We start from the raw sequence: 22,069 nt of genomic DNA, 5'->3' as shown, positions 1-22,069 counted from the left end.
GGTTGAGATGTTCCTTCAGGTGCGCCCCGATTTTGATTCCAACCCAGCCCGGTATATTGGGACAGGCTCCGGCAACCTCTCCGGTGACATTGTTTATTATGCCGGGGGAACCGACACCTAGCCAGCGGACACTCATCTCTTCTTCCGCCGCGTGGAGAAGAAGATTCTCGCCGATATTGGTGACCAGATGCAATAAAGGGGTGGCTCCTTTTTCGACCAGAGCCGGTTTCTGGTCACGAAAGATGATTTTGCCGGTGGAATCAAACAGCCCATACTTGATATTAGTTGCCCCGATATCGATTCCGGCGTAGTGGTCAACGTTTTTCATGGGGAGTTGCTTAGTATATCTCTTGGTTTGTGCGGTTGATATTGATTGCTGTCAGGCGGGTCATATCCCCTTAGAATTATAGGCATCAACGCCCGCTTTCAGAAGCAGCATGGCGTCTTTAAGGTCATCAGTATTCAGCACATAGGCAATCCTGCATTCCTGCTGTCCCAAACCGGGGGTGGCATAGAATCCTGGTCCGGGGGCAATCATGACAGTCTTGCCATTGAGATGGAAATCAGTGAGAAGAAAAGAGGCGAATTTTTCGGCGTCATTCATAGGGAGCTTTGCCATAATATAGAAAGCCCCGCCGGGATTGATGCAAACGGTGCCGGGTATCTGCATCAAACCTTCATAGACGACATCGCGTCGCCGGCGATACTCATCGATAGTCTTGACAAAGTATCGGTCATCGAGGTCATAGGCGGCAGCGGCTCCGACCTGCTCCAGTGTTGGAGAGCAAAGCCGCGCCTGCCCGAGATGAAGCGCCGCTTGATAAACATCACGATTTCTGGTTACGAGATTGCCTACCCGGGCGCCGCAGGCGGAGAATCTCTTGCTAATGGAATCGAGCATTATGGCGCTGTCAGAGAGACCGTCAAGAGACATAACACTTCTATGTTTGCCTTCATAGATAAATTCGCGATAGACCTCATCAGCCAGTAGGAATAATCCATGCTTCAGGGCAAGGCGGCGAAGCATCTCCAGCTCTGAGTCGTAATAAACAGTTCCGGTAGGATTATTGGGGTTGCAGTAGAGAATGCCGCGGGTTTTGGCGGTGAGGGCGCTTTCAATTACAGATTCGGAAGGAAGATGAAAACCATCTTCGGCGCGGGTAATTAGGGGAACCAATCTTATTCCCGCCTGCACCGCAAAGCCATTGTAGTTAGTGTAAAACGGCTCAAAGACAATTAGCTCGTCACCTGGCTCGCAGATGATAGTCATGGCGAAGATTATCGCTTCGGAGCCGCCGGTGGTAACAATAATATTATCGGGTTCAATATCCAGTCCCCGCTGGCGATAATACTGCGACAGCTTCTTCAAGTAGTCAGCCATACCCTGCGAGTTGCCGTAGGCAAGGACTTTGTTGGTATAATTCTTGACAGCCGACCAGAATTCGGGCGGTGTTTCGATATCAGGCTGCCCGATATTAAGGTGGTAAATCTTTATGCCGCGGGCTTTAGCCTGCTCAGCAAGAGGAATCAGTTTTCGAATGGGGGAGGCGGGAAGCGCCTTGCCGCGGGCGGAGATATTTACAGCAGTTTTCAGACTCTTATTTTCAGACCCTACTGCCCCTCTCATATTTTGTTGCCTTTCATCTATTTGTCGCCAATCCGAAAAGGTCTATATTGTTCCTTCCAATCAGTTTGATGGGAACATAGCAACTGTTTGACAAGTTGTCAAACCGATTTTTCAGAACCTCAAAGGATGAAGTTGCTGAAAGTTGTCAGCTCTTGCCTGATTTTCTTTGAGAAGGAGGCTTATTGAATAGGGGGCTGCCGGAGATTTTCAGGTAGGCGATAAGAAGTAGAATCAGGTAAATGAGCGCCACCAGAAGCTCAAAGAGGGCAATGTCGAGGATTTTTTTCTGGACGAATACGATGAGATAGGCAGAGAAGGAATGGAGCGCAAAAAGGGCGATAAAAATCGATACGGTCCGGGGCAGAGAATGACACAGCGCCCAGCCGTACAGGGCTCCCGATGTCATTTGAAATACCAGAGCGGTGATTCGTTCGAACGCTCCCCAGGAGAGAAATTTCATTGCTCCCGCTTGATAGGCGTCGCCCGTCAGCGCGCCCGATTCAAAAATTCCGAAGCCGGCTCCGCAAAAGATGCCCAGGATATATAAGGGCGGCAGATTGGTCTTTCGGAGGTAGAAGAAGAGAATTACCGGCAAAATCTTAAGCAGTTCTTTTACAAGTCCCGTCAAAAGAGCATTGCCGACAGTGAAGGCATAAATTGAGCCGCCCTGCTGAATGGCCGGGAAAACGACACGATTGGAATACCATTCCTGCAAAGGGATATGGGTGACACCGACCAAAAGGTAAACAAGGGCTCCTGCTATAAAGGCAAAAAATATGCTTGTGTGGCGACGGTACCTGACCCAGAAGGGGGCGGTCAGGACGACACCGATTCCGAGAAAGAATAGATAAAGAGGAAGGCGGCGAACAAAATCGGATAGAGTGAAAGACTTCTTCGGCGGTCGCAGTCGGTCCAGGATGGTTTCATTGAGAACTATGGTGATATTCTGATATGGTTGCACCAATTTTATAAGCCGCCGGTCACGGGTGACATAGGCAGTCTGCTCCAGCGGTTCCAGAAAGCGGCATATAAAGGCGGAATCAACCATGTTGCCATATGGAATCCGAGCAAATCCCTCGACAATATAGCGCGCTGGCGAAAAGATGGCGGTCTGGGGAACGAAGAAGGAATCGGTGATGGTATCGCCAACATTAAGGTCGTGAAAAGCGAGGAAAAGCTCTAGTTGGTCAACCAGATAGTTATCCACGGCAAAAACGGGAAGGGGAACATCCCGTTCGATGTTATCTTTCTGGCGGTCACGTTCGAGATAGCCGGCAATTTTTCCATTCTTGTAACTGAGAAACAACTCCTGCGATACGTCATCTATTCGGAGGCTCATTTCATCACCCAGATATCGCCCTGAATCATCGCTGTAATGCTCATTCTCGATTGTGAGTTTATAAGGATTGGCGAAGGAAGAGAAGTCGAGATTCAGTTTTTCAATTAAGCGATGGCCACGGGAGCCTTTAAAGCGCGCCGTGCCGTCATATACCGACTCCAGAGTGCCGAACGGCTCCGAATTGAGAAGGAATTGATACGTGCGCCGGGAGTTTTCGGCGCGATATCGCTCAAATGACTTGACCCCTTCAGATGCCTGCGACTGCGCCAAATTCTGAGTAAAAATGAGTGGAAATATTGGTATCAGAAGCGACAGTAGTCGGAAGGTCTTTATTCGCATGGGTATATAATATTGCCCGAGTGGAAATAGTCAATGAAATTATAAGTCGGCAGTGAGAGCGGAGAGGGTCAATTCCACCAGAGTCAATCCTTTAATTTCGAAGAGGTCAAGGATGGAGGAGTGGTATTTATCGTTAAGGCTTTTCTCATCAATCTCATCAGAGCCAACCGCGACATCGATAACGGCGAAGGGAACGCTGTTGCGCCGACAAGCAAAGGCAAAGGCGGCGCCAGTCTCATCCGCCGCAATTATACCAAACTCCCGCTGGAGGTTTTTGACGCGCGCGGCGCTGACAGGGTCTGGTGTCGTTTTCGCGAAGGCGCCGAATATATGGGGGTTTCGTCCCCGCTGCGGAACAGCGCTTACAGTCCTGATTGTTGACAGCATTTTCTCATCGGCTTCAAACATAACGGTCCGGTCTGGTGAGGAACTTTCTATGAAATAATTGGCGATAATAAGGTCACCGTCATTAATGAATGGAGCCAGAGGAGATGCGATTCCGCTGAAAAATAGGCGGGTGACCTCAAAATGGTCCGCCAACAGTTGTGCCGCCAGAGCGGCTTCAAGTGGATTATTGGCGACTTTGGTGAAAATGATATTTTGCTCATTAAGGCGGCCGCGATAGAACTTAGCGCCGGCCCGCTTGATGATATCATCGACCAGGCTGTAGTCTTTGAGGGCGGCTAATTCATCATCGAAAACAGTGACTATGCCATTCATTTTCGCCTCCGTATCTATATGAGTTATCGGCAGAAACGGGGTAATAATGAGGCAGACAGAAGAGCGCTTATTGCGCCAGTTTTCGCTTGAGGTAAAGGATTAGCTGGGAGCGGTCAATCGTTTCCTGCACCTGCTCGGCCTTAAGCCATTCATCGCGGTCGGTCAGATTGCGGGCTCTTTCGGCGCCGGCGCGAAGGTCTTTAACCGTGACGGTGCCGGACTGAAATTCGTCGGAACCGGATATGACCGCCAGGGGAATACCGATACGGTCAGCATATTTGAGTTGCTTGTTCAAGTTCTTGGTTTCCCCTATAAAAAGTTCGGCGTTAATACCGGAGCGCCGAATTTCAGCCACAAGGGAGATATAGTCATCGATTAGCGATTTATCCATGGTAGTCACGAGCACTTGAGATGTCGCTTTCGTGAGCGTAACGGCATTAAGAGCGATAAGAGCGGCGAGCATTCTATCGACGCCAAAAGAGGAACCGGTGGCAGGAAGCGGTTTGCTGGAGAATCGCTCAATAAGGTTGTCGTATCGTCCACCGGAGAAAACAGAGCCATACTCCGGCAACTCCAGCAATGTGGTTTCATAAACCGGGCCGGTATAGTAGCCCAAACCACGAACTATGGTGATATCGATTCTTGTTTTATCAACCGGGACATTCATCCGAGAGAGATATTGCTCTATCTGACGCAATTCTTCCAAACCCTGTCGGGAAATTTCAATATCGCCCAATAGCTTTTCGACACTGTCGAGAAGGTCGCGAGGTTGGGTGGCGGCGATATCAATAAATCGCATCAAATAGTCAATCTGTTTTTTCTCAAGATTTAAGCCAGGAATTTTGTCGCCGGACTTATCGGTTCGACCAGGTCCAAGTTCAAGAACAACCGCCTCCCGTCCCTGTTTCTCCAGTTTATCGATGACACGGAAGACATCCTGCAGACGGCTATCGGGTATGCCGGCAAAGGCGGAGAGGCCGTTTATCAGTTTCCGATTGGAATAACGCACCAGGAAGTTTTTGATTCCGAGAGCGCTCATCACTTCGACCATAACGGCGATAATCTCGGCATCAGCCAGCATGGAAGAAGTGCCGACTATATCAAAATCACACTGCATAAATTCGCGGAACCGTCCCGGTCCCGGCTTATCGACCCGCCAGACCGGACCATATTGGTAGCGTCGGAACGGTAAAGCCAGTTCCGGATTGACCGCGATATACCGGGCGAGGGAGACGGTGAATTCATAGCGAAGAGCCATATCGACATCATCGGGACCGCGGAAACCGAAAAGTTCTTTGAGATTGTCGGCGGTATAGTCGGCGCCCAGAAGAGTCTCGGCATATTCCAGGGCTGGTGTTTGCAGCGGGAGAAAACCGTACCGCTCGTAAATGGAGCGGACTCTTGCAATGAGAGTCTGACGCGCCATCTCTTCTTCCGGCGGGTAATCGCGAAACCCTTTCAGCAGACGGGGTTCTATTTTGCGGTTTGATTTCAGGTTTCCCATACTTATTGCCAGTTTAAAAACTGGAATTTAAGAGATTTTTGGAAATCGGAAACAGTTTTTTTTGAATGATGGTGGGAAGTATGGAATCTCTGGGAAATTATTAACTACTGGGGGGGAGAGTCGAACTCCCGACCTCCTGATCCACAGTCAGGCGCTCTATACCAACTGAGCTACCCCAGCGTCTTGGGCTATTTTATACCGAATCGGCAGCAAAGTCAAGCGCTTTAAAGCGATTGGAAACGCCAGATAGAGCTATCGTCTCTGGCTGCGGATGAAGTTCATTAATTCCCAGGCCTGCTGGTCCTGGGGATTTAATTTGAGACCGGCTTCAATATAGACATAGGCGGAATCGAGTTGCCCAAGGCGGAGATAAGCCTGCCCAACGCTAAACATGGCGGGGTGAGCGGCCGGGTCAAGAGCCAGCGATGATTTGAAAGCGCTGATGGCGGCGGTATCGTTTTCGAGCCGGTAGTAAGCCTGTCCCAGAAGGTAGAAACTGCGGGCGGTCTGAGGACTCAATTCAACCGCCTTCAGAAGATGCGGTAGAGCTGAAGAGACGCTATCAAGGCGCATAAGGATAGTGCCGGTTACGGCGTGCAGAGCGCCGCTGCTGTCGAGCGGCAATCCCTCGCGGGCGGTCGCCAAAGCCTGATTGACCAGCCCCATCTCAAGTTGCATCTGGGCGATAGTTCCGAGAACGCGGGCGTTGCGTCCTTTCCCTTTAATGCTTTGGAAGAGCGCCAGCGCTTTGGGATTATTATTCAGTTTGTTACGATAATGAAAGGCGAGAAGTTCGGTGCCGTAATCCTGCCCCTTGGGACTCAGTTTTAGAATTGACTCGGCGCGCTCCAATTGCCGCGCTTCCGAGGCATTGACAGCGATCCAGAGAGAAAAGAAAAGGAGGGCAAAGTACCCAAGGCGGAACTGCTCCAATCTCCCCAGTTGACAACGATTGACCGCAAAAGCGATAACAACAAAAGCGAGCGATGCGGCGGGAGTGGCGAAAAGGTCCCAGTCGCGGGGCATGCCGAGTTTGGGGTCAACAAAGATGAGAAAGAAAAGAGAGCCAGCCAAAACTGCCCAGAGAAACCATCGAGTGCCGTCGGGCAATTTCATTTGGGAAGCGTCCCGCCGTAGCGCCAGATATATAAATAGTGGAGCCAGGGGAAATATCAGCAGGACAAGATTCGTCAGGTCGAGGAAGTGCATCAGTGATAAGGCAGGATACTCGCCCGAGAAAAGCGGCAGGAAATTCTCGCCAAAACTCTTGAGATATTCGGAATAATTAAGACGATTGTAAATTTCAAGCGCCAGCAGAATAATAAGAGAAAATGCAACTATAGCGGCAGGAAGAAGGCGGGGAAAAGCGGCATCGCTTTTTCGATAGTAGTGTAACGCCAGCAGGACGAAAGAAGGGAGAAGGAAGAGGGCGCTTTGATGTGAAAGAATGGCGATTGAGAGACAGACCGCTCCGGTAAGGATATTTCGTCCTCTCTGAAAATAGTTGAGCGAAAATACGAGATAGAGCAAGACGGCCGGATAATATAATGAATAAGATTCGACATAACCAAAAAAGAGGACAGCGCCGCACAATGTGGAAAGGAGAAAGGGAAATAGCAGCGTTGCCTGGTCTGATGACTTCACGGAAAAATACTGACGGTAAAGGACGAAGATAAAAACGGCGCCGCAGAGAATACTGAAGGCGACGTAGATTGATTCCGCGGACAGGGTTGTGAATAAACGAAAGAAACGAAAAAGCGCGGCATGAAGGAAAAAATCGAGAGCTTCAGTGAGATAAAAATAATATCCTCTCTCGATCTGATAGATTCGCTGATAGCCATCGCCCAGGGCATGAACCTTTACCCGCAGGAGATAGAAGAATCCCATGGCAGCCACTGTCAAGAGAATCAATCGCATTCTCAGGGAGAGAGAAGCAAATTTCCGTTTCAGAGATTGAAAGACGTTAAGCGTTGAGGACAAGGGGCTGTCAAGCACTCCAATCAGGATGGCCAATGCAAATATAAAAAGGGAGTAGCCGGGTAGATATTTAAGATGATTGACACCCCAGAGCATTTCCAGATGCAATGGTCCGGTAAACAGATATATCAGAGCAATAACCAGAATGATAAGTCGTCCGGTCGGAAAGCGGTCTTCTTTAGGCTTTTTCATCCTCTCTGATTATAGGTAAACTAAGCGCGCAATTCAATAACGATTATGAAAGGATAAGAAAATTGAATGAATAAGATGGACGACTGATTTTGACATTTGCGGCAGTATCGTATATAATAAGCAATCTTAAGAAAGGCGAATGATGATGGAGCGCGCGGATGCAGTACGCTTGATGGAATCTAAGATTGCCGGCAAGAATCTTCGGAAGCATATCTATTCAGTGGAAGCCGGAATGGTCCGCCTGGCGAGACACTTCGGCGAAGACGAAAACCTCTGGGGTTTGACCGGGCTGTTGCATGACCTTGATTACGATGTTACCGCCGAAAATGCTCCACAGCATACTTTCATTACCGAAGACTGGTTGAAGCCGTATAATTTGCCGTCAGAGATGATTTACGCCATCAGGTGTCATCCGGGGCATGCCCCCTGCCGTTCTCGTCTCGATTGGGCGTTGTATACCACTGACCCGACTACCGGGTTCATTGTCGCCTGCGCCCTCATGCACCCGTCAAAAAAACTGATTAATATTGATGCGGAGTTCATGCTGAGACGCAATAAGGAGAAACGGTTTGCGGCCGGGGCGACCCGTGAAAATATCGCCGCCTGTTCCCACCTGGGACTGGAACTGGCTGACTTTCTTATGCTGATTAGAGACGGAATGTTAAACATAGCGGATATACTCGAGCTTTGAGTCCATACAGAGATATTTTTCGCAAGGATGTAGTCGGCTGGTCGCTGTATGACTTTGCCAACACCATCTATTCGATGAATATCCTGTCGCTCTATTTGAAGCGGTGGATTGTGGAGGACCTGGGGCGCGAAGGGCTATATTATGATATTGCTTTTTCGGGTTCAATGCTTCTCACTGGTATCCTGATGCCGGCGCTGGGGGCTATCTCGGACCATTCCGGTAAAAAGAAACTGTTCTTGTTTCTGTTCACTCTTTTCTGCTGTCTGAGCACCGGCATACTGCCGCTGATTCCGCTATCAGCATTTGCGTTGCTTTTGATTCTATTTTCAGTCTCGAATTTCTTTTATGAGGGGGGGATGGTCTTCTATAATTCTCTGCTCTATTCGGTGGCGGAGGGAGAAAGAGCGCGGTTGATTTCAGGGGTGGGAGTGGCCTGGGGGTATCTTGGTTCGATTGTCGGAATGATACTGGTGCTTCCTGCTGTAACCGGCACAGTGTTTGGGCTGAAGATTCCGGGAATTAATGGATATGGGAAAGCCGGGGCATTTCTTCCGACGGCGGTATTTTTCTTTCTGTTCTCGATTCCTCTTTTTCTTTGGGTAAAAGAGCAGAAAAATCTCATCAAAAAGGGTAGTATCAGGATTAAAAAGGCGTACCAGGAGGTCTGGCAGGGAATTAAAGAGACCGGAAAATATCCCGGAGTGATGAGATTCATTGTTGCCGACTATTTTTTTGAAGATGCCGTCGCAACAGTGATATTGAATATCGGGATATTCTCGTCACTGGTGCTGGGATTTTCAGACGCCGATCTGACCGTCTTTCTGATTATTTCCACTCTATCGGCAATGGTAGGGTCGTTTCTTATAGGGAAGTTATCCCAGGGACGCAGCCTGAAGCGTATGATGTCCTCAATTATTTGGGGATGGCTTATGACCCTGGGGCTGTTTGTCGTAATTGAGAATCAGGTGGTCATTTACCTTCTGGGGTCGGCGTTGGGAATCTTTCTGGGTGGTTTATGGACTGTGTCGCGACCGCTTCTGGCGGAACGAGTGCCGAGGGAGGAATTAGGCAGGTTTTTTGGACTCTATTCTCTTTCAGGACGGGCCGCTGCGGTGCTTGGTCCGATAATCTGGGGAGTAACGGTCTATATCTTCTCGCCGGAAAGGACAGCCGGAAATGCCCTGGCAGCAATGTTTGATTTGAACGGAGCGAAGGCTGCCAAATTACCGTATCGATGCGCCGTAATTTCATTGATGATTATGATGGGTATCGGGTTGATAATCTTCCGGAAACTGCCGGAAAGGAATCAGGCGCTCCATGATAAGTAAGAGAAGCGACGGATATTTCGAGTACTGCGGCTGTATTCATATCCATACCACAGATTCGGACGGGACTAAGACTCTGGAAGAAGTGGCGGAAATCGCTTCCGCTACCGGGCTTGACTTCATCCTGGTGACCGACCATATGACCTTAAAGTCAAAGAAAGAAGGAAAAGAGGGGTATTACAAGAATACCCTGGTGCTGATCGGATATGAGCATAATGACCAGGAAGATTGCAATCATTACCTCTTGTTTAATACCGAAGATGTTCTGCCTTCCGAAATGTCTCCGCAGGAATATGTGGCGGAAGGGAGAAAACAGGGAGGGCTGGGGATAATCGCGCACCCCGATGAGATTCGCCCGAGACTGGGAAAATATCCCTCTTATCCCTGGCTCGCCTGGGACGCCGAAGGGTTCGACGGGCTGGAAATTTGGAATCAGATGTCGGAGTGGATGGAAAATCTGAAACCGTATAACAAGCTGAAGATGGTTTTCTCCCCGAGGAAGTTCATGCGTTCTCCGACCGACAGGATACTTCAGAAGTGGGATGACCTTAATCAAAAAAGAAAAGTGGCTGGACTGGGGGCAATCGATGTTCACGGGTACCCGTACAAAGCCGGTCCGATACGGATCACGATATTCCCGTACAAAGTCCAATTTCGCTCACTTCGGACACATATACTTCTGCCGGAGCCGCTTTCCAGGGACCTGAATCGCGCCAAACGACAGGTATATGACGCCATCCGAGATTGTCGGCTGTTTGTATCCAACTACCGCTGGGGAGATGCCACGGGTTTTGAATTCAGTGGTCATTACAGGAATGAGACGGTGATTTCTGGCGGCCGATTGGAGCCATCGCCTGACACCGTTTTGACGGTCAAACTTCCTGAAAGGGGAGGTATCCGGGTAGTGGTGAATGGAAGGACCATTTCGATGACCAATGGGAAGGCGCTGGAGCATAAAGCAACAGAACAAGGTCTATATAGGGTCGAGATATATAAGGGGGAACGGGGATGGATATTTTCGAATCATATCCGGGTGGGAATTTAAACAGCTGGCAGAGTCTTCTCGTAGATATTAGACGTTGAAATTGAAGATATATAAATTTGTGATTGTTAAAATTTTCACAAATAATTGTTGACTATGACAGGGCGCGATTTTATAATTGCCAATTAAATATTAAGGCGCATATATGTTTGAGACCCTTTTTCCGATATTTTTCATGGTTTTGCTGGCGACCATTTTGGCGGTCGCGATGGCTTTTATATCGGTAATTTTCGGACGGAGAAGTTCGGAAGGAGCCAAGGGGGAGCCTTATGAAAGCGGTATGAAACCAAAAGGGGATACCCGCGGGCGTGTGCCGGTAAAGTTCTTCATGATTGCTATCTTATTTATTCTATTTGACTTAGAAGTAGTCTTCCTCTACCCCTGGGCGGTCATTTACCAGAGTCTGGGGTTGTTTGGTTTTATTGAAATGCTGGTATTCATCGTAATCCTTTTAGTCGGTTACTTTTACATCTTGGGAAAAGGAGCCTTGAAATGGGAATAGAGGAGAAGATACCAGATTCAATTATACTAACCAGCCTTGATAAGATGGTAAACTGGGCGCGCACAAGGTCTATGTGGCCTTTGGGATTCGGGCTTGCCTGTTGCGCCATCGAGATGATATCGACATTTGCCTCGCACTTTGACCTTGCCCGTTTCGGGATGGAGGTTATGAGGCCCTCGCCGCGCCAGGCTGATTTGATGATTGTTGCAGGCCGGGTATCGGTGAAAATGGCGCCGGTTGTGAAGCGTCTCTATGACCAGATGCCGAACCCGAAATGGGTGATTTCGATGGGCGCTTGCGCTTCTTGCGGAGGAGTTTTCAACAATTATGCGATTGTCCAGGGAGTAGATAAGATTATCCCGGTTGATATATACGTGCCCGGCTGTCCGCCTCGTCCGGAGCAGTTAATGGAAGGGATTCTGAAGCTTTTTGAGAAGGTAAAGAAAGAATCGGTATCGAGCCGGAAATTGGAAAGGAAAGAGGCTTAATAGACCGGCTGGGCAGATGCGAGCGCTTCGGTGATTATTAACCTGATTTGTGAATTTTGGCACAAAGAACATGTTGGAAGATAAAGTTAGAGAATTTCTTAAGAAGAATTTTGAAGAGGCGATAGTCCGGGAAGATAATTTCCGGAATCAGCAGTCTTTTTATATCAAAAGAGATTATCTCTATGATATCTGCCGGGCTTTGAAAGCTGAGCCGGAGCTCGAGTTTGTAATTCTTTCCGATATCTGCTCTCTGGACTGGTTGGGGGATGTTGAGGAAAAAGAGGGACGATTTGAGGTTATTTACAATCTATACTCCCTCAAATCTAAATATCGATTACTTCTCAAAGTGCGGTTGGCGGAGAGCGATCCGACTATCGACACCGTGACGACTATCTGGCAAGGAGCAAACTGGATGGAGCGGGAAGTTTTTGACCTGATGGGGATAACTTTTGTGGGGCATCCTGACCTGCGGAAGATAGTCACGCCCGATGAACTGGAGGGATATCCGCTCAGGAAAGATTATCCGCTTACCTATGAAATGCCGCAGTTCTCCTACAACAAGAACGAACCACCGGAGGTGATATTGTGACAGAGACCGCCGGTAAGAAAACCATGACCCTGAATATGGGTCCGCAGCATCCGGCGACGCACGGAGTGCTTCGGGTGGAGCTGGAGCTTGACGGCGAAACGGTGGTCAAGGCTACACCGCATGTCGGATATCTGCATACCGGAATAGAAAAAACGGCGGAAGCGAAGCTCTATTACAAGGTGATTCCGATGACCGACCGGATGGATTATTTGGCGCCCATGTCGAACAATCTGGGGTTCTGTCTGGCGGTGGAGAAACTTCTGGGGCTGGAGATGCCGGAGCGTGTGGTATATGCGCGGGTCATTCTAACAGAACTGACCAGAATCGCATCACACCTGGTCTGGGTCGGAACCCATGCCCTTGATCTGGGGGCGATGTCGATGCTGCTTTATGCGTTTCGCGAGCGGGAAATGATAATCGACATATATGAGGCTTGCTCCGGTCAGAGGATGATGTCGACCTATTTTAGAGTTGGGGGGCTGGCATATGACCTTCCGGACGATTTTGAAAAGCGGGTGAAAAATATCCTAAAAGTGATTCCGGAGAGGCTGAAAGATTACGAGCGGCTCTTGAATGACAACAAGATTTTCCGAAGCCGGACAATCGGGGTGGGAGTGATATCGGCGGAAGATGCAATCAACTGCAGTCTGACCGGACCTTGCTTGCGCGGCTCCGGAGTTAATTACGATGTACGCAAAGCCAATCCGTACTGCGGTTATGAAAAGTTTGAATTTGACGTCCCTCTGGGAAAAAACGGTGATGTCTATGACCGGTACTTAATCCGAATGGAAGAGATGCGCCAGTCGCTGCGGATTATCAAACAGGCATTGGAAGGGATGCCGCCGGGACCTTATCGTGTCCATGCCCCGGGGATAGTGCTTCCGCCCAAAGAAGATGTCCTCTCGAAAATGGAGTCGCTCATATTTCATTTTAAGATAATCACCGAGGGATTCAAGCCGCCGCGGGGGGCGGTCTATCAGGCGATCGAATCCCCCAAAGGGGAATTGGGGTATTACATTTCCTCGGATGGAACCAATAAACCGCACCGGATGCGGGTTCGGCCGCCATCGTTCATAAATCTTTCGGCATTGCCCAAGATGGTAGAAGGACGGCTGATGGCGGATGTTATCGCCGTCATCGGTTCCATTGATATTGTGCTGGGTGAGGTGGACCGGTGATTCTTAATAAGACTTCGATAGCGGAGATAAAGGAGCGGATGGTGAAATATCCGCGACGAAAGTCGGCAATTCTTCCGGCATTGACCGTCGCCTACCGCCAGGTAGGGCATCTGAGTGACCGGATTTACCGAGAAATCTCGGAAATCATAGAAGTGCCCTATATAGAAGTCGCCGAAGCGGCCAGTTTCTATACCATGTTCCCCAAGGAGCCGGTCGGGAAATACCTGATTCAAGTCTGTCATAATATCAGTTGTGCTCTTCTCGGCGCCGATAGTCTGGTAGGTTACCTGGAACAAAAGCTGGGGATAAAGAAAGGGGAAACAACTCCGGACAATCTCTTCACACTGATTTCGGTGGAATGTCTCGGCAGTTGCGCCACGGCGCCGATGATGCAGATAAACGAAAAGTATTATGAGAATCTGACGCGCGAAAAAGTGGACAATATTCTGGAAGAGTTGCGGAGGCAGGGGTAAGATGGAAAAGCGGATTCTCTTCAAATATATTGATGACCCCGACCAGATTCATATCGACACTTATATCAAGCATGGCGGCTACAGGGCGTGGGAAAAAGCGCTCAAGAGTATGCAACCGGCACAGGTCATAGACGAAGCAAAAAAATCCGGTCTGCGGGGACGTGGAGGCGCCGGCTTTCCGGCCGGTATGAAATGGAGCTTTGTGCCTAAAGACAGCCCCAAACCGCGCTACCTGATTTGCAATGCCGATGAATCAGAACCTGGTACCTGCAAAGATAGAGTCCTGATGGAACAAGATCCACACGGCGTGGTGGAAGGGATGGCAATTGCGGCATATGCGATTGGGAGTCATCTGGCGTTCTGCTATGTGAGGGGGGAATTTGTCAAGCCGGCGACTCTTATGGAGCAGGCGATAAGAGAGGCGTATGACAAGAAAATGCTGGGGAGAAATATTTTCGGCACCGGTTATGATTTGGATATGGTCGTTCATACCGGCGGCGGCGCATATATATGTGGCGAAGAAACCGCACTCTTGAATTCACTGGAAGGGGAGCGGGGGATGTCGCGCATTCGTCCACCTTTCCCGGCTATTGAAGGGCTGTACGCCTGCCCGACCGTAGTCAACAATGTGGAGACGCTGGCGGCAGTGCCGCATGTCATCAACAATGGCGGAGACTGGTATGCCTCGATGGGGACGGAAAAATCAAAGGGGACCAAGATTTTTTCACTTTCGGGACATGTTAAGAAACCGGGCAACTATGAAGTGGAGATGGGAACACCGCTCTCCTACCTGATAAACGAATTGGGCGGAGGACCTCTCGATGGGCATAAGATTAAAGCGATTATTCCGGGAGGGTCATCAACACCGTTTCTCCTCCCTGAGCAAATAGATGTACCCCTTGATTACGAATCGATCGCGGCGGCCGGGTCGATGCTGGGGTCAGGAGCGGTAATTGTGATGGATGAGCGGACCTGCATGGTCTGGGTCATTGAGAGGCTGATACATTTTTATCGCCATGAATCTTGCGGTAAATGCACCCCGTGCCGGGAGGGAACCGGATGGCTGGAGCAGATGATTTCACGGATAGAAAAAGGCGAGGGAAAACCGGGAGACCTGGAAAAGATAGATTCGATTTGCGACAACATACTGGGGCGAACTATCTGCCCCCTGGGAGATGCGGCAGTGATGCCGATTCAGTCGGCGCTGAAGTTGTTCCGAGACGAGTTTCAATATCATATTGACCATAAGAAATGCCTGGTCAAATCGGAGTTTGAGTTTAAGTAATGTCTGATACGGTAGCGACAGTAACATTGACGATAAACGGCCGGGAAGTGACTGTGCCTAAAGGGACGACAGTGCTCGAGGCGGCAAAGTCGGTTGGGATAGAAATACCGACCTTCTGCTGGCATCCAAAACTGAAGCCGGTCGGGGCATGCCGAATCTGTTATGTCGAAATAGAAAAGATGCCGAAACTTCAAGTCTCCTGCGCCACTGAGGCTATGCCGGGAATGGTGGTGAACACCGAGAGTGAAAAGGTCAAGCAGGGACGCAAGGCGGTGCTGGAGTTTATACTTATAAATCATCCGCTCGATTGCCCCACCTGTGATAAAGGAGGGGAATGCGATTTACAGGACAACACTTTCGCGCACGGAATAGACGATTCCCGCTTTGACTTCAATAAATACCGCTTCATCCGCGACCGGAAATCGACCTTTGATGACTATCGCATCGGTCCGGAGATGATTAGAAATCAGAACCGCTGTATCTTATGTTTCAAATGCGTCCGCGCCAACAAAGAGGTATTCGGGGAATATGACTTGGGAGTTTTTCAGCGGGGGAATATCAGTGAAATAGATGCCGCTCCGGGGGAGAAGGTTGATTCCATTTACTCCGGCAATCTGGTGGAAATCTGCCCGGTGGGGGCATTGACCAATACTGACTGGCGGTACAAAATTCGGGTCTGGAAGACGCAGCAGGTCAAATCAATCTGCTCATATTGCGCCGATGGCTGCAATCTAACCCTCTGGAAAGAGCGCGACAAAGTCTACCGGGCGACCTCACGAAGGAATGACGCTATCGATGAAGGGTGGATATGCGATGTGGGACGTTATGGATACCAGATAGCGGCGGCGGAGGGACGATTAATGACCCCGCTGATAAAGAAAGGGGATAAGCAGGTAGCGGCGACCTGGGACGAGGCAATCGGACTGATTGCGCGAAAGTTCCGGGAGATTAAGGATAAAAAAGGGGGGGTCTGCATCGGAGGCTTGATTTCTCCACAACAGGATTGCGAGACCCTTGTGGCGTTCTCGAAATTTTTCCGGACGCAACTTCACTCCAATAATATCGATTTTCGCACCGAATATAAGATGCTGCCGGAAAAGGAAAATCCGTATTACGGCAATCTGACCTCCGCCCGATTTCGGATTGCCGATATAGAAAAATCGGACATGATTCTGGTGGTCGGTTCAAACTTGATAAAAGAGCATCCCATCGTTCATATCAGAGTGCGTAAAGCGGTCAGTCAGAGGGGCGCCAAGCTTTATACTATCAACCCCTTTGCGACCAAATCAGGGGACCTGTCCCAGGATGAAATGATTCATATTCCCGGCACTTTGGAGGCGCTTCTAAATGGACTATGTATAAGCATTGCCGAGAATGCCGCAAAGGAGACCAAGGTCCAGTTGGGAGAGATGAAATCCAAATTGGAGCCGCACACCATGACGAAAGCGGCGGAGATTTGCGGTATTCCAGAAACAAGGCTCCATGAATTGGCTGAGGCCTTGAGGAGCGCCAAGAATGTCAGCATAATTGTTGGTGAACTTGTCAGTGGCTCTCCGGCGCGCGAGGCGATTGCTGCCGCCATTCATAATTTGACGATAGTCTTAAACTTGAAGGGGCGGGGACAGGCGGCGATATTATCAAGGGCGGCCAACAGCAAAGGCGCCGAATTGCTGGGAGTCATGCCAAGTCTTTCAAAGGAACTCCAGGAAAAACTGAAGTCGTTGTGGGGCGCTTTCCCTGAGACGGAAGGGCGGGCGACCGACCGAATGATTTATGCGGCAAAGAAAGAAGAGCTGGATGCCCTTCTGATTATTGGCGCCAATCCGGTAGCATCATTTCCCGATGGTCAATTTGTCCGGGAGGGATTGGATAAACTCGATTTTACTGTCGTCGCCGACCTCTACGAAACAGAGACAACGGAAAAAGCCGATGTGGTGCTTCCGCTCTCAAGCTGGGTAGAGCAGAGCGGGCATTTCATCAATCTGGAAGGAACCATGCAGCATTTCGATGCGGCAATCAAACCGGTGGGGAATTCGCGTCCGGGACGACAGATTATAGAGGAAATCGCCCAGGAGTTCAAGGGGGCGCTATTTACTGACGTCAAAGATCTCGAGCGTGAGATGCTGGAGCTCCTGAAAACAGAATCGCTTCCGACTGTTTCGGATGCTTTGGCAGAAGTCAAATTTGTTGAAGAAAAAAGTGAAAAAGATTTTCCTTATGCGCTCTTTGTCGTGGATGAGATGCATCACTTCGGACATCTGACCGAGCGGACTCGTTCACTGGCGGCATTTGCCGCCGAGGCGCAGGCGGAAATTGCCCCGTCGCTGGCGGAAAAACTGCAGATAGAGAATGGTTCCCTGGTTCGTCTGGAATCGGAGACCGGCAAAATGGTATTGCCGGCGAAAGTATCGGAGCTGCTGGATAATGATGTGATTCTGGTAAGCAAAAATTTCTCGGGGACTGCCGCTAATATACTGCAGATGCGGAAGAAAAGAATCGACCGGGTGCGTTTGATTCGAGTGGAGGAAAAATGAGTTACACCGAAATCATGCTGATTTCCTCCATCAAGGTAATTGTAGTTGTGCTGGCGGTTCTGACCGGATGCGCATACAGCACCTGGTTAGAGCGGAAACTGGTCGGACATTTTCAGCATCGTATCGGACCCAATGTGGCCGGTCCGTTTGGCTTGCTGCAGCCGATAGCGGATGCGATAAAATTGGTATTCAAGGAAGATATAGTTCCTAATAACGTTGAGCGGATAACTTATGCTCTGGCGCCGATTGTGATGTTCATTCCTTCACTACTGTCCTTTGCGGTTGTGCCGTTCGGTGACACGGTAACGATGTTCGGATATCAGATTGATATGGTCATCTCCGACCTCGATATCGGCGTGCTCTTTGTTTTCGCGGTGACATCGCTGGGGGTCTATGGTATCGTTCTGGCGGGATGGTCGTCCGGCTCCAAATATTCACTGCTGGGGGGAATCCGGTCATCGGCACAGATGATTTCCTATGAAGTCGCCTATGGGTTATCTATTATCGGGGTTTTGGTTATGGCCGGGACTCTCTCGATGAAAGAGCTGGTGGCGCAACAGAGCTCGTTTTTTGACTGGTTCATATTCAAGCAGCCGGTTGGGTTTGTGCTTTATGTTATCTGCGCCATTGCCGAGACCAACCGCGCCCCTTTTGACCTTCCCGAAGCGGAATCGGAATTAGTGGCGGGGTATCATACCGAATATTCCTCAATGCGGTTTGCCATGTTCTTTATTGGGGAATATGCTAATATGCTGGCCGTTTCCTGTGTGGCGACGACTATATTTCTCGGCGGCTGGCAGGGTCCATTGCTGCCACCGGTGGTCTGGTTTGGAATCAAAGTGGCAATGTTTATGTCGTTCTATATCTGGCTGCGGGCGACTCTTCCGCGTTTGCGGTATGACCAGTTGATGAATTTAGGCTGGAAGGTCTTGTTCCCACTGGCGCTATTGAATGTGATGGTTACGGCGCTGATGTATCGTCTGTAGGACAATTATGGTTGATGTCATAAGAACAGTTTTTATCGCTCTACCGAAGGGTTTTTACACCACCCTCAAGCATCTCTTCAAGAAACCGGTGACGATTCAGTATCCGAAGGTGAAAAGAGAGATGGCTCCGCGCTATCGGGGACTGCACTATCTGGAAGTCTATGAGGACGGCACCGAACGGTGTGTCTGTTGTGGATTATGCGCGGCGGCCTGTCCGGCCGATGCCATTTACATGGAAGGAGCCGAAAATGAAAAAGGGGAACGATACGCCAAAATTTACGAGATAAATCTGCTCCGTTGCATTTATTGCGGCTTCTGCGAAGAAGCCTGCCCGGAGGAAGCGATTTTTCTGGGACATGAATATGAGTTTTCTAATGACAATCGGGATGTCTTTATATTTACTAAGGAGCAGATGTTAGCCAATCGCCCTAAGAAGGAGAAACCGTTCAAGCGGATTATCCGGCGCGTGCGAAGGATATTTTAATGCTTCTGGAACTGGTCATATTCTACATTGCCGCCGTCATGGCGATTGGGGCGGCGTTAATGATGATTTTGCAGCGCAACCCGGTGGCATCGGTGTTGTATTTGATTGTATCGCTTCTGGCGCAAGCCACTTTATATATTCAATTGAGCGCCATGTTTGTCGGCGCCATTCTGGTTATTGTTTATGCCGGAGCGATTCTGGTGCTGTTCCTGTTTGTAATCATGCTCTTGAATCTTCGGGGCGAGAGATTTGAGGAGCAACGTCCCCGGCTGGGGCGCGCCACCAAAATGCTGATATCCCTGGCGCTTATGATTGAGCTTCTCATGATAGTTAAACAGACCGCTTTTCCGGAGCGAATGGATAAGCTGATGGTAGAGGCGACGCCCGATTTTGGAAGTGTTAAGCCGGTAGCGGAGTTATTGTATACACAATATCTATATCCCTTTGAACTGACCTCAATACTGCTTCTGGTGGCGATTGTCGGCGCCGTGATAATGGCAAAGAGGGGTCGGACCGACCACGATGAGGAGGACAAATAAATGATACCGATGCCGCATTATTTGATAGTGAGCATCTTTCTGTTTTCCATCGGGGTCGCCGGCGTGATCCTGTCGCGCAATCTGATAATTATGTTTATGTCGATAGAGCTAATGCTGAACGCCGCCAATCTGGCGATTATTGTCTTTTCACGGTTCTTGAATCTGATGGATGGACATGTTTTCGTATTTCTGGTGCTGGCGGTGGCGGCGGCCGAGGCGGCGGTGGGACTGGCGATGATTATAACTATCTTTCGCAACAAGAACAGCATTGATGCTGACCGATTCAGCTTACTAAAATGGTAAGGCCGTAAACGGGATGGATTATTCGCTATATTTAATACCGATTTTTCCCCTGGCGGGATTTCTGCTCAATGGCCTGCTTTTGGGACGGCTGAATAAAAGGCTCATCTCCATTATCGGATGCGGTTCGGTGGGGCTGTCATTTATCTGGAGTCTAAAGACATTTTTCAATCTGCTGGCGCTTCCCGAGACAGAACGTCAGATAGAAGAAGTGCTTTTTTCCTGGATTCCATCAGGAGAGTTTTCCGTAAATTTCGGTTTTCTGTTTGACCCGCTTTCGGCGGTTATGGCGCTGGTGGTTTCGGGAGTCGGGTTCTTGATTCATCTCTATTCGGTCGGATACATGCACGATGACAAGGGTTACGGGCGATATTTTACCTATCTGAATCTTTTTGTGTTTTCGATGCTGACTTTAGTCTTAGCCAATAATTATCTGCTGATGTTTGTGGGGTGGGAAGGGGTTGGGCTTTGCAGTTACCTGCTAATCGGGTTCTGGTTTGAAAAGCAGTCGGCCAGCGATGCCGGGAAAAAAGCCTTTATCGTCAACCGCATTGGCGATTTCGGGTTTCTGCTGGGGATGTTCATTATCTTCTGGCAGGTCGGCTCCCTTAATTTCACGGCCGTCTTTGAGCGGGCGCCGGAAATATTTATTGCCGGAGGCGGATTGATTACGGCGGCGACGCTTCTGCTGTTTCTGGGAGCGACCGGCAAGTCGGCGCAGATTCCGCTATATGTTTGGTTGCCGGACGCTATGGAAGGTCCCACGCCGGTCTCGGCTTTGATACATGCCGCCACCATGGTTACCGCCGGGGTCTATATGATTGCGCGCTCCAATGTGCTGTATATGATGGCTCCGACAACTCTCATGATAGTGGCTATTGTGGGGATGGCTACCGCGCTTCTTGCCGCAACCATTGCCATGACTCAAAATGATATAAAGCGGGTACTGGCATATTCGACTATAAGTCAGCTGGGATATATGTTTACCGCCTGCGGCGTGGCTGCCTTTGCCGCAGGAATTTTTCATTTGATGACTCATGCCTTTTTCAAGGCGCTCCTTTTCCTGGGGGCCGGCTCGGTGATTCACGCCTTATCGGGACAGCAGGATATGCGATATATGGGAGGATTAAAAAGCAGACTGCGGACAACTTATCTCACTTTTCTGGTGGCGACTCTTGCCATTGCCGGTATTCCGGGACTGTCCGGCTTCTTCTCCAAGGATGAAATTCTCTGGAAAGCCTTCTCTTCCAGTTATGGCTCGCCCTGGTTATGGGTGGTGGCGGTCTTCACGGCGATGCTGACGGCGTTTTATATGTTCCGACTGCTCTATCTGACTTTCTACGGTTCGGAGCGAATGGATGCCCATACCAGAGAGCATATTCATGAGTCGCCCAGGATAATGACGGTTCCGCTGTCCATTCTGGCGGCGCTATCAATTATTGGGGGATATGTGGGGATACCGCATGTTCTGGGAGGTGGCAACCAGTTTGAGAAATTCCTGGAGCCGGTAATGGGCGCCAGCCATGCGGCGCCGTCGGAGGAGATTCATATGTCGGCAGGGCATAGCGCGACAACGGAGCTTCTTCTGATGGTCCTTTCGGTCGCATTAGTTCTCTTCTCTATATATATGGCGTACTACTTCTATTTGAAAAATACCGCCCTGGCCGGTCGGATGCAAAAGTCATTTTCAGGAATTTACCGGATACTCTACGGGAAATATTTTGTGGATGAATTATATGGAGCAGTGATTGTGCGACCTCTGGTAAGCGGGTCGATTTTCCTCTGGAAAATTGTCGACGTGATTCTTATTGACGGTCTTTTGAACGGTTTAGCCTATCTCGTGGGCGATATTTCCAAGGGATTTCGTCATATGCAGACCGGCCGGTTGCGAAGTTATGTTACCGTATTCGCGCTTGGTGTAATTATCATCATGGGGATTTTCATTTTCAGGTAAA

21 protein-coding genes and 1 tRNA gene are annotated in these 22,069 nt (G+C 49.6%); 15 read left to right on the top strand and 7 right to left on the bottom strand.

What is annotated here, in order from left to right; translation table 11 throughout:
• The 7 genes from AB1690_03510 to AB1690_03480 form a co-directional block, all read right to left on the bottom strand.
• Positions 1-328, bottom strand: a 328-nt coding sequence (locus tag AB1690_03510) for an ROK family protein (GenBank protein MEW6014371.1), incomplete at its 3' end; no start/stop codon positions are given.
• 60 nt (positions 329-388) lie between these two features.
• Positions 389-1,627: a pyridoxal phosphate-dependent aminotransferase gene (locus AB1690_03505; GenBank protein MEW6014370.1), complete on the bottom strand. Its 1,239-nt coding sequence runs from the start codon at positions 1,625-1,627 to the stop codon at positions 389-391.
• Positions 1,628-1,772: 145 nt separating this feature from the next.
• On the bottom strand, positions 1,773-3,305 hold the full coding sequence (locus AB1690_03500) for a hypothetical protein (protein ID MEW6014369.1): 1,533 nt from the start codon (positions 3,303-3,305) through the stop codon (positions 1,773-1,775).
• 39 nt (positions 3,306-3,344) lie between these two features.
• Complete coding sequence (locus tag AB1690_03495) at positions 3,345-4,025, bottom strand: hypothetical protein (protein MEW6014368.1); 681 nt, start codon at positions 4,023-4,025, stop codon at positions 3,345-3,347.
• Positions 4,026-4,092: 67 nt separating this feature from the next.
• Positions 4,093-5,529, bottom strand: coding sequence for a histidine--tRNA ligase (hisS, locus tag AB1690_03490; protein MEW6014367.1), 1,437 nt, complete (start codon positions 5,527-5,529; stop codon positions 4,093-4,095).
• 105 nt (positions 5,530-5,634) lie between these two features.
• Positions 5,635-5,709, bottom strand: a tRNA-His gene (locus AB1690_03485).
• 72 nt (positions 5,710-5,781) lie between these two features.
• Complete coding sequence (locus AB1690_03480; protein ID MEW6014366.1) at positions 5,782-7,698, bottom strand: tetratricopeptide repeat protein; 1,917 nt, start codon at positions 7,696-7,698, stop codon at positions 5,782-5,784.
• Between the two features lie 172 nt (positions 7,699-7,870).
• Here AB1690_03480 and AB1690_03475 point away from each other — a divergent pair, with 172 nt between their 5' ends.
• From AB1690_03475 to nuoL, 15 genes are all read left to right on the top strand, one after another.
• Entirely contained in the window at positions 7,871-8,389 is a 519-nt protein-coding gene (locus AB1690_03475) for an HD domain-containing protein (protein MEW6014365.1), read from the top strand.
• A complete protein-coding gene (locus AB1690_03470) occupies positions 8,386-9,717 on the top strand; it encodes an MFS transporter (GenBank protein MEW6014364.1) in 1,332 nt (443 codons plus the stop codon). Before AB1690_03475 ends, AB1690_03470 begins: the two co-directional genes overlap by 4 nt.
• Positions 9,707-10,759 (top strand): histidinol-phosphatase, encoded by a 1,053-nt coding sequence (locus AB1690_03465; GenBank protein ID MEW6014363.1) that lies wholly within the window; start codon positions 9,707-9,709, stop codon positions 10,757-10,759. The genes AB1690_03470 and AB1690_03465 overlap by 11 nt, the downstream gene beginning before the upstream one ends.
• Before the next feature lie 142 nt (positions 10,760-10,901).
• Entirely contained in the window at positions 10,902-11,258 is a 357-nt protein-coding gene (locus tag AB1690_03460; protein ID MEW6014362.1) for an NADH-quinone oxidoreductase subunit A, read from the top strand.
• Positions 11,249-11,746 carry an NADH-quinone oxidoreductase subunit B family protein gene (locus AB1690_03455; protein ID MEW6014361.1) on the top strand — a complete coding sequence of 166 codons (498 nt, stop codon included), beginning with the start codon at positions 11,249-11,251 and terminating at the stop codon, positions 11,744-11,746. Before AB1690_03460 ends, AB1690_03455 begins: the two co-directional genes overlap by 10 nt.
• 70 nt (positions 11,747-11,816) lie before the next feature.
• Positions 11,817-12,335 (top strand): NADH-quinone oxidoreductase subunit C, encoded by a 519-nt coding sequence (locus AB1690_03450; protein ID MEW6014360.1) that lies wholly within the window; start codon positions 11,817-11,819, stop codon positions 12,333-12,335.
• A gap of 23 nt (positions 12,336-12,358) precedes the next feature.
• Positions 12,359-13,513 carry an NADH dehydrogenase (quinone) subunit D gene (nuoD, locus tag AB1690_03445; protein ID MEW6014359.1) on the top strand — a complete coding sequence of 385 codons (1,155 nt, stop codon included), beginning with the start codon at positions 12,359-12,361 and terminating at the stop codon, positions 13,511-13,513.
• Positions 13,510-13,986 (top strand): NADH-quinone oxidoreductase subunit NuoE, encoded by a 477-nt coding sequence (gene nuoE / locus AB1690_03440; GenBank protein ID MEW6014358.1) that lies wholly within the window; start codon positions 13,510-13,512, stop codon positions 13,984-13,986. Before nuoD ends, nuoE begins: the two co-directional genes overlap by 4 nt.
• Before the next feature lies 1 nt (position 13,987).
• Positions 13,988-15,271, top strand: coding sequence for an NADH-quinone oxidoreductase subunit NuoF (nuoF, locus tag AB1690_03435; protein MEW6014357.1), 1,284 nt, complete (start codon positions 13,988-13,990; stop codon positions 15,269-15,271).
• Positions 15,271-17,805 (top strand): NADH-quinone oxidoreductase subunit NuoG, encoded by a 2,535-nt coding sequence (gene nuoG / locus AB1690_03430; GenBank protein MEW6014356.1) that lies wholly within the window; start codon positions 15,271-15,273, stop codon positions 17,803-17,805. The genes nuoF and nuoG overlap by 1 nt, the downstream gene beginning before the upstream one ends.
• Positions 17,802-18,791 (top strand): NADH-quinone oxidoreductase subunit NuoH, encoded by a 990-nt coding sequence (gene nuoH / locus AB1690_03425; protein ID MEW6014355.1) that lies wholly within the window; start codon positions 17,802-17,804, stop codon positions 18,789-18,791. The genes nuoG and nuoH overlap by 4 nt, the downstream gene beginning before the upstream one ends.
• A 7-nt stretch (positions 18,792-18,798) precedes the next feature.
• Positions 18,799-19,275 (top strand): NADH-quinone oxidoreductase subunit NuoI, encoded by a 477-nt coding sequence (gene nuoI, locus AB1690_03420; GenBank protein MEW6014354.1) that lies wholly within the window; start codon positions 18,799-18,801, stop codon positions 19,273-19,275.
• The gene (locus tag AB1690_03415; GenBank protein ID MEW6014353.1) at positions 19,275-19,814 is read left to right on the top strand and encodes an NADH-quinone oxidoreductase subunit J; all 540 of its coding nucleotides are present in this window, start codon (positions 19,275-19,277) and stop codon (positions 19,812-19,814) included. The genes nuoI and AB1690_03415 overlap by 1 nt, the downstream gene beginning before the upstream one ends.
• Complete coding sequence (gene nuoK, locus AB1690_03410; protein MEW6014352.1) at positions 19,815-20,117, top strand: NADH-quinone oxidoreductase subunit NuoK; 303 nt, start codon at positions 19,815-19,817, stop codon at positions 20,115-20,117. It begins immediately after the preceding gene.
• Between the two features lie 13 nt (positions 20,118-20,130).
• Complete coding sequence (nuoL, locus tag AB1690_03405; protein ID MEW6014351.1) at positions 20,131-22,068, top strand: NADH-quinone oxidoreductase subunit L; 1,938 nt, start codon at positions 20,131-20,133, stop codon at positions 22,066-22,068.
• Position 22,069 lies beyond the last annotated feature (1 nt).

The organism is Candidatus Zixiibacteriota bacterium (assembly GCA_040753495.1).
Classification (GTDB): domain Bacteria; phylum Zixibacteria; class MSB-5A5; order GN15; family PGXB01; genus DYGG01.
The sequence above is the reverse complement of the archived record's forward strand: the minus strand, read 5'-3'. Positions and strand labels throughout refer to the sequence as shown.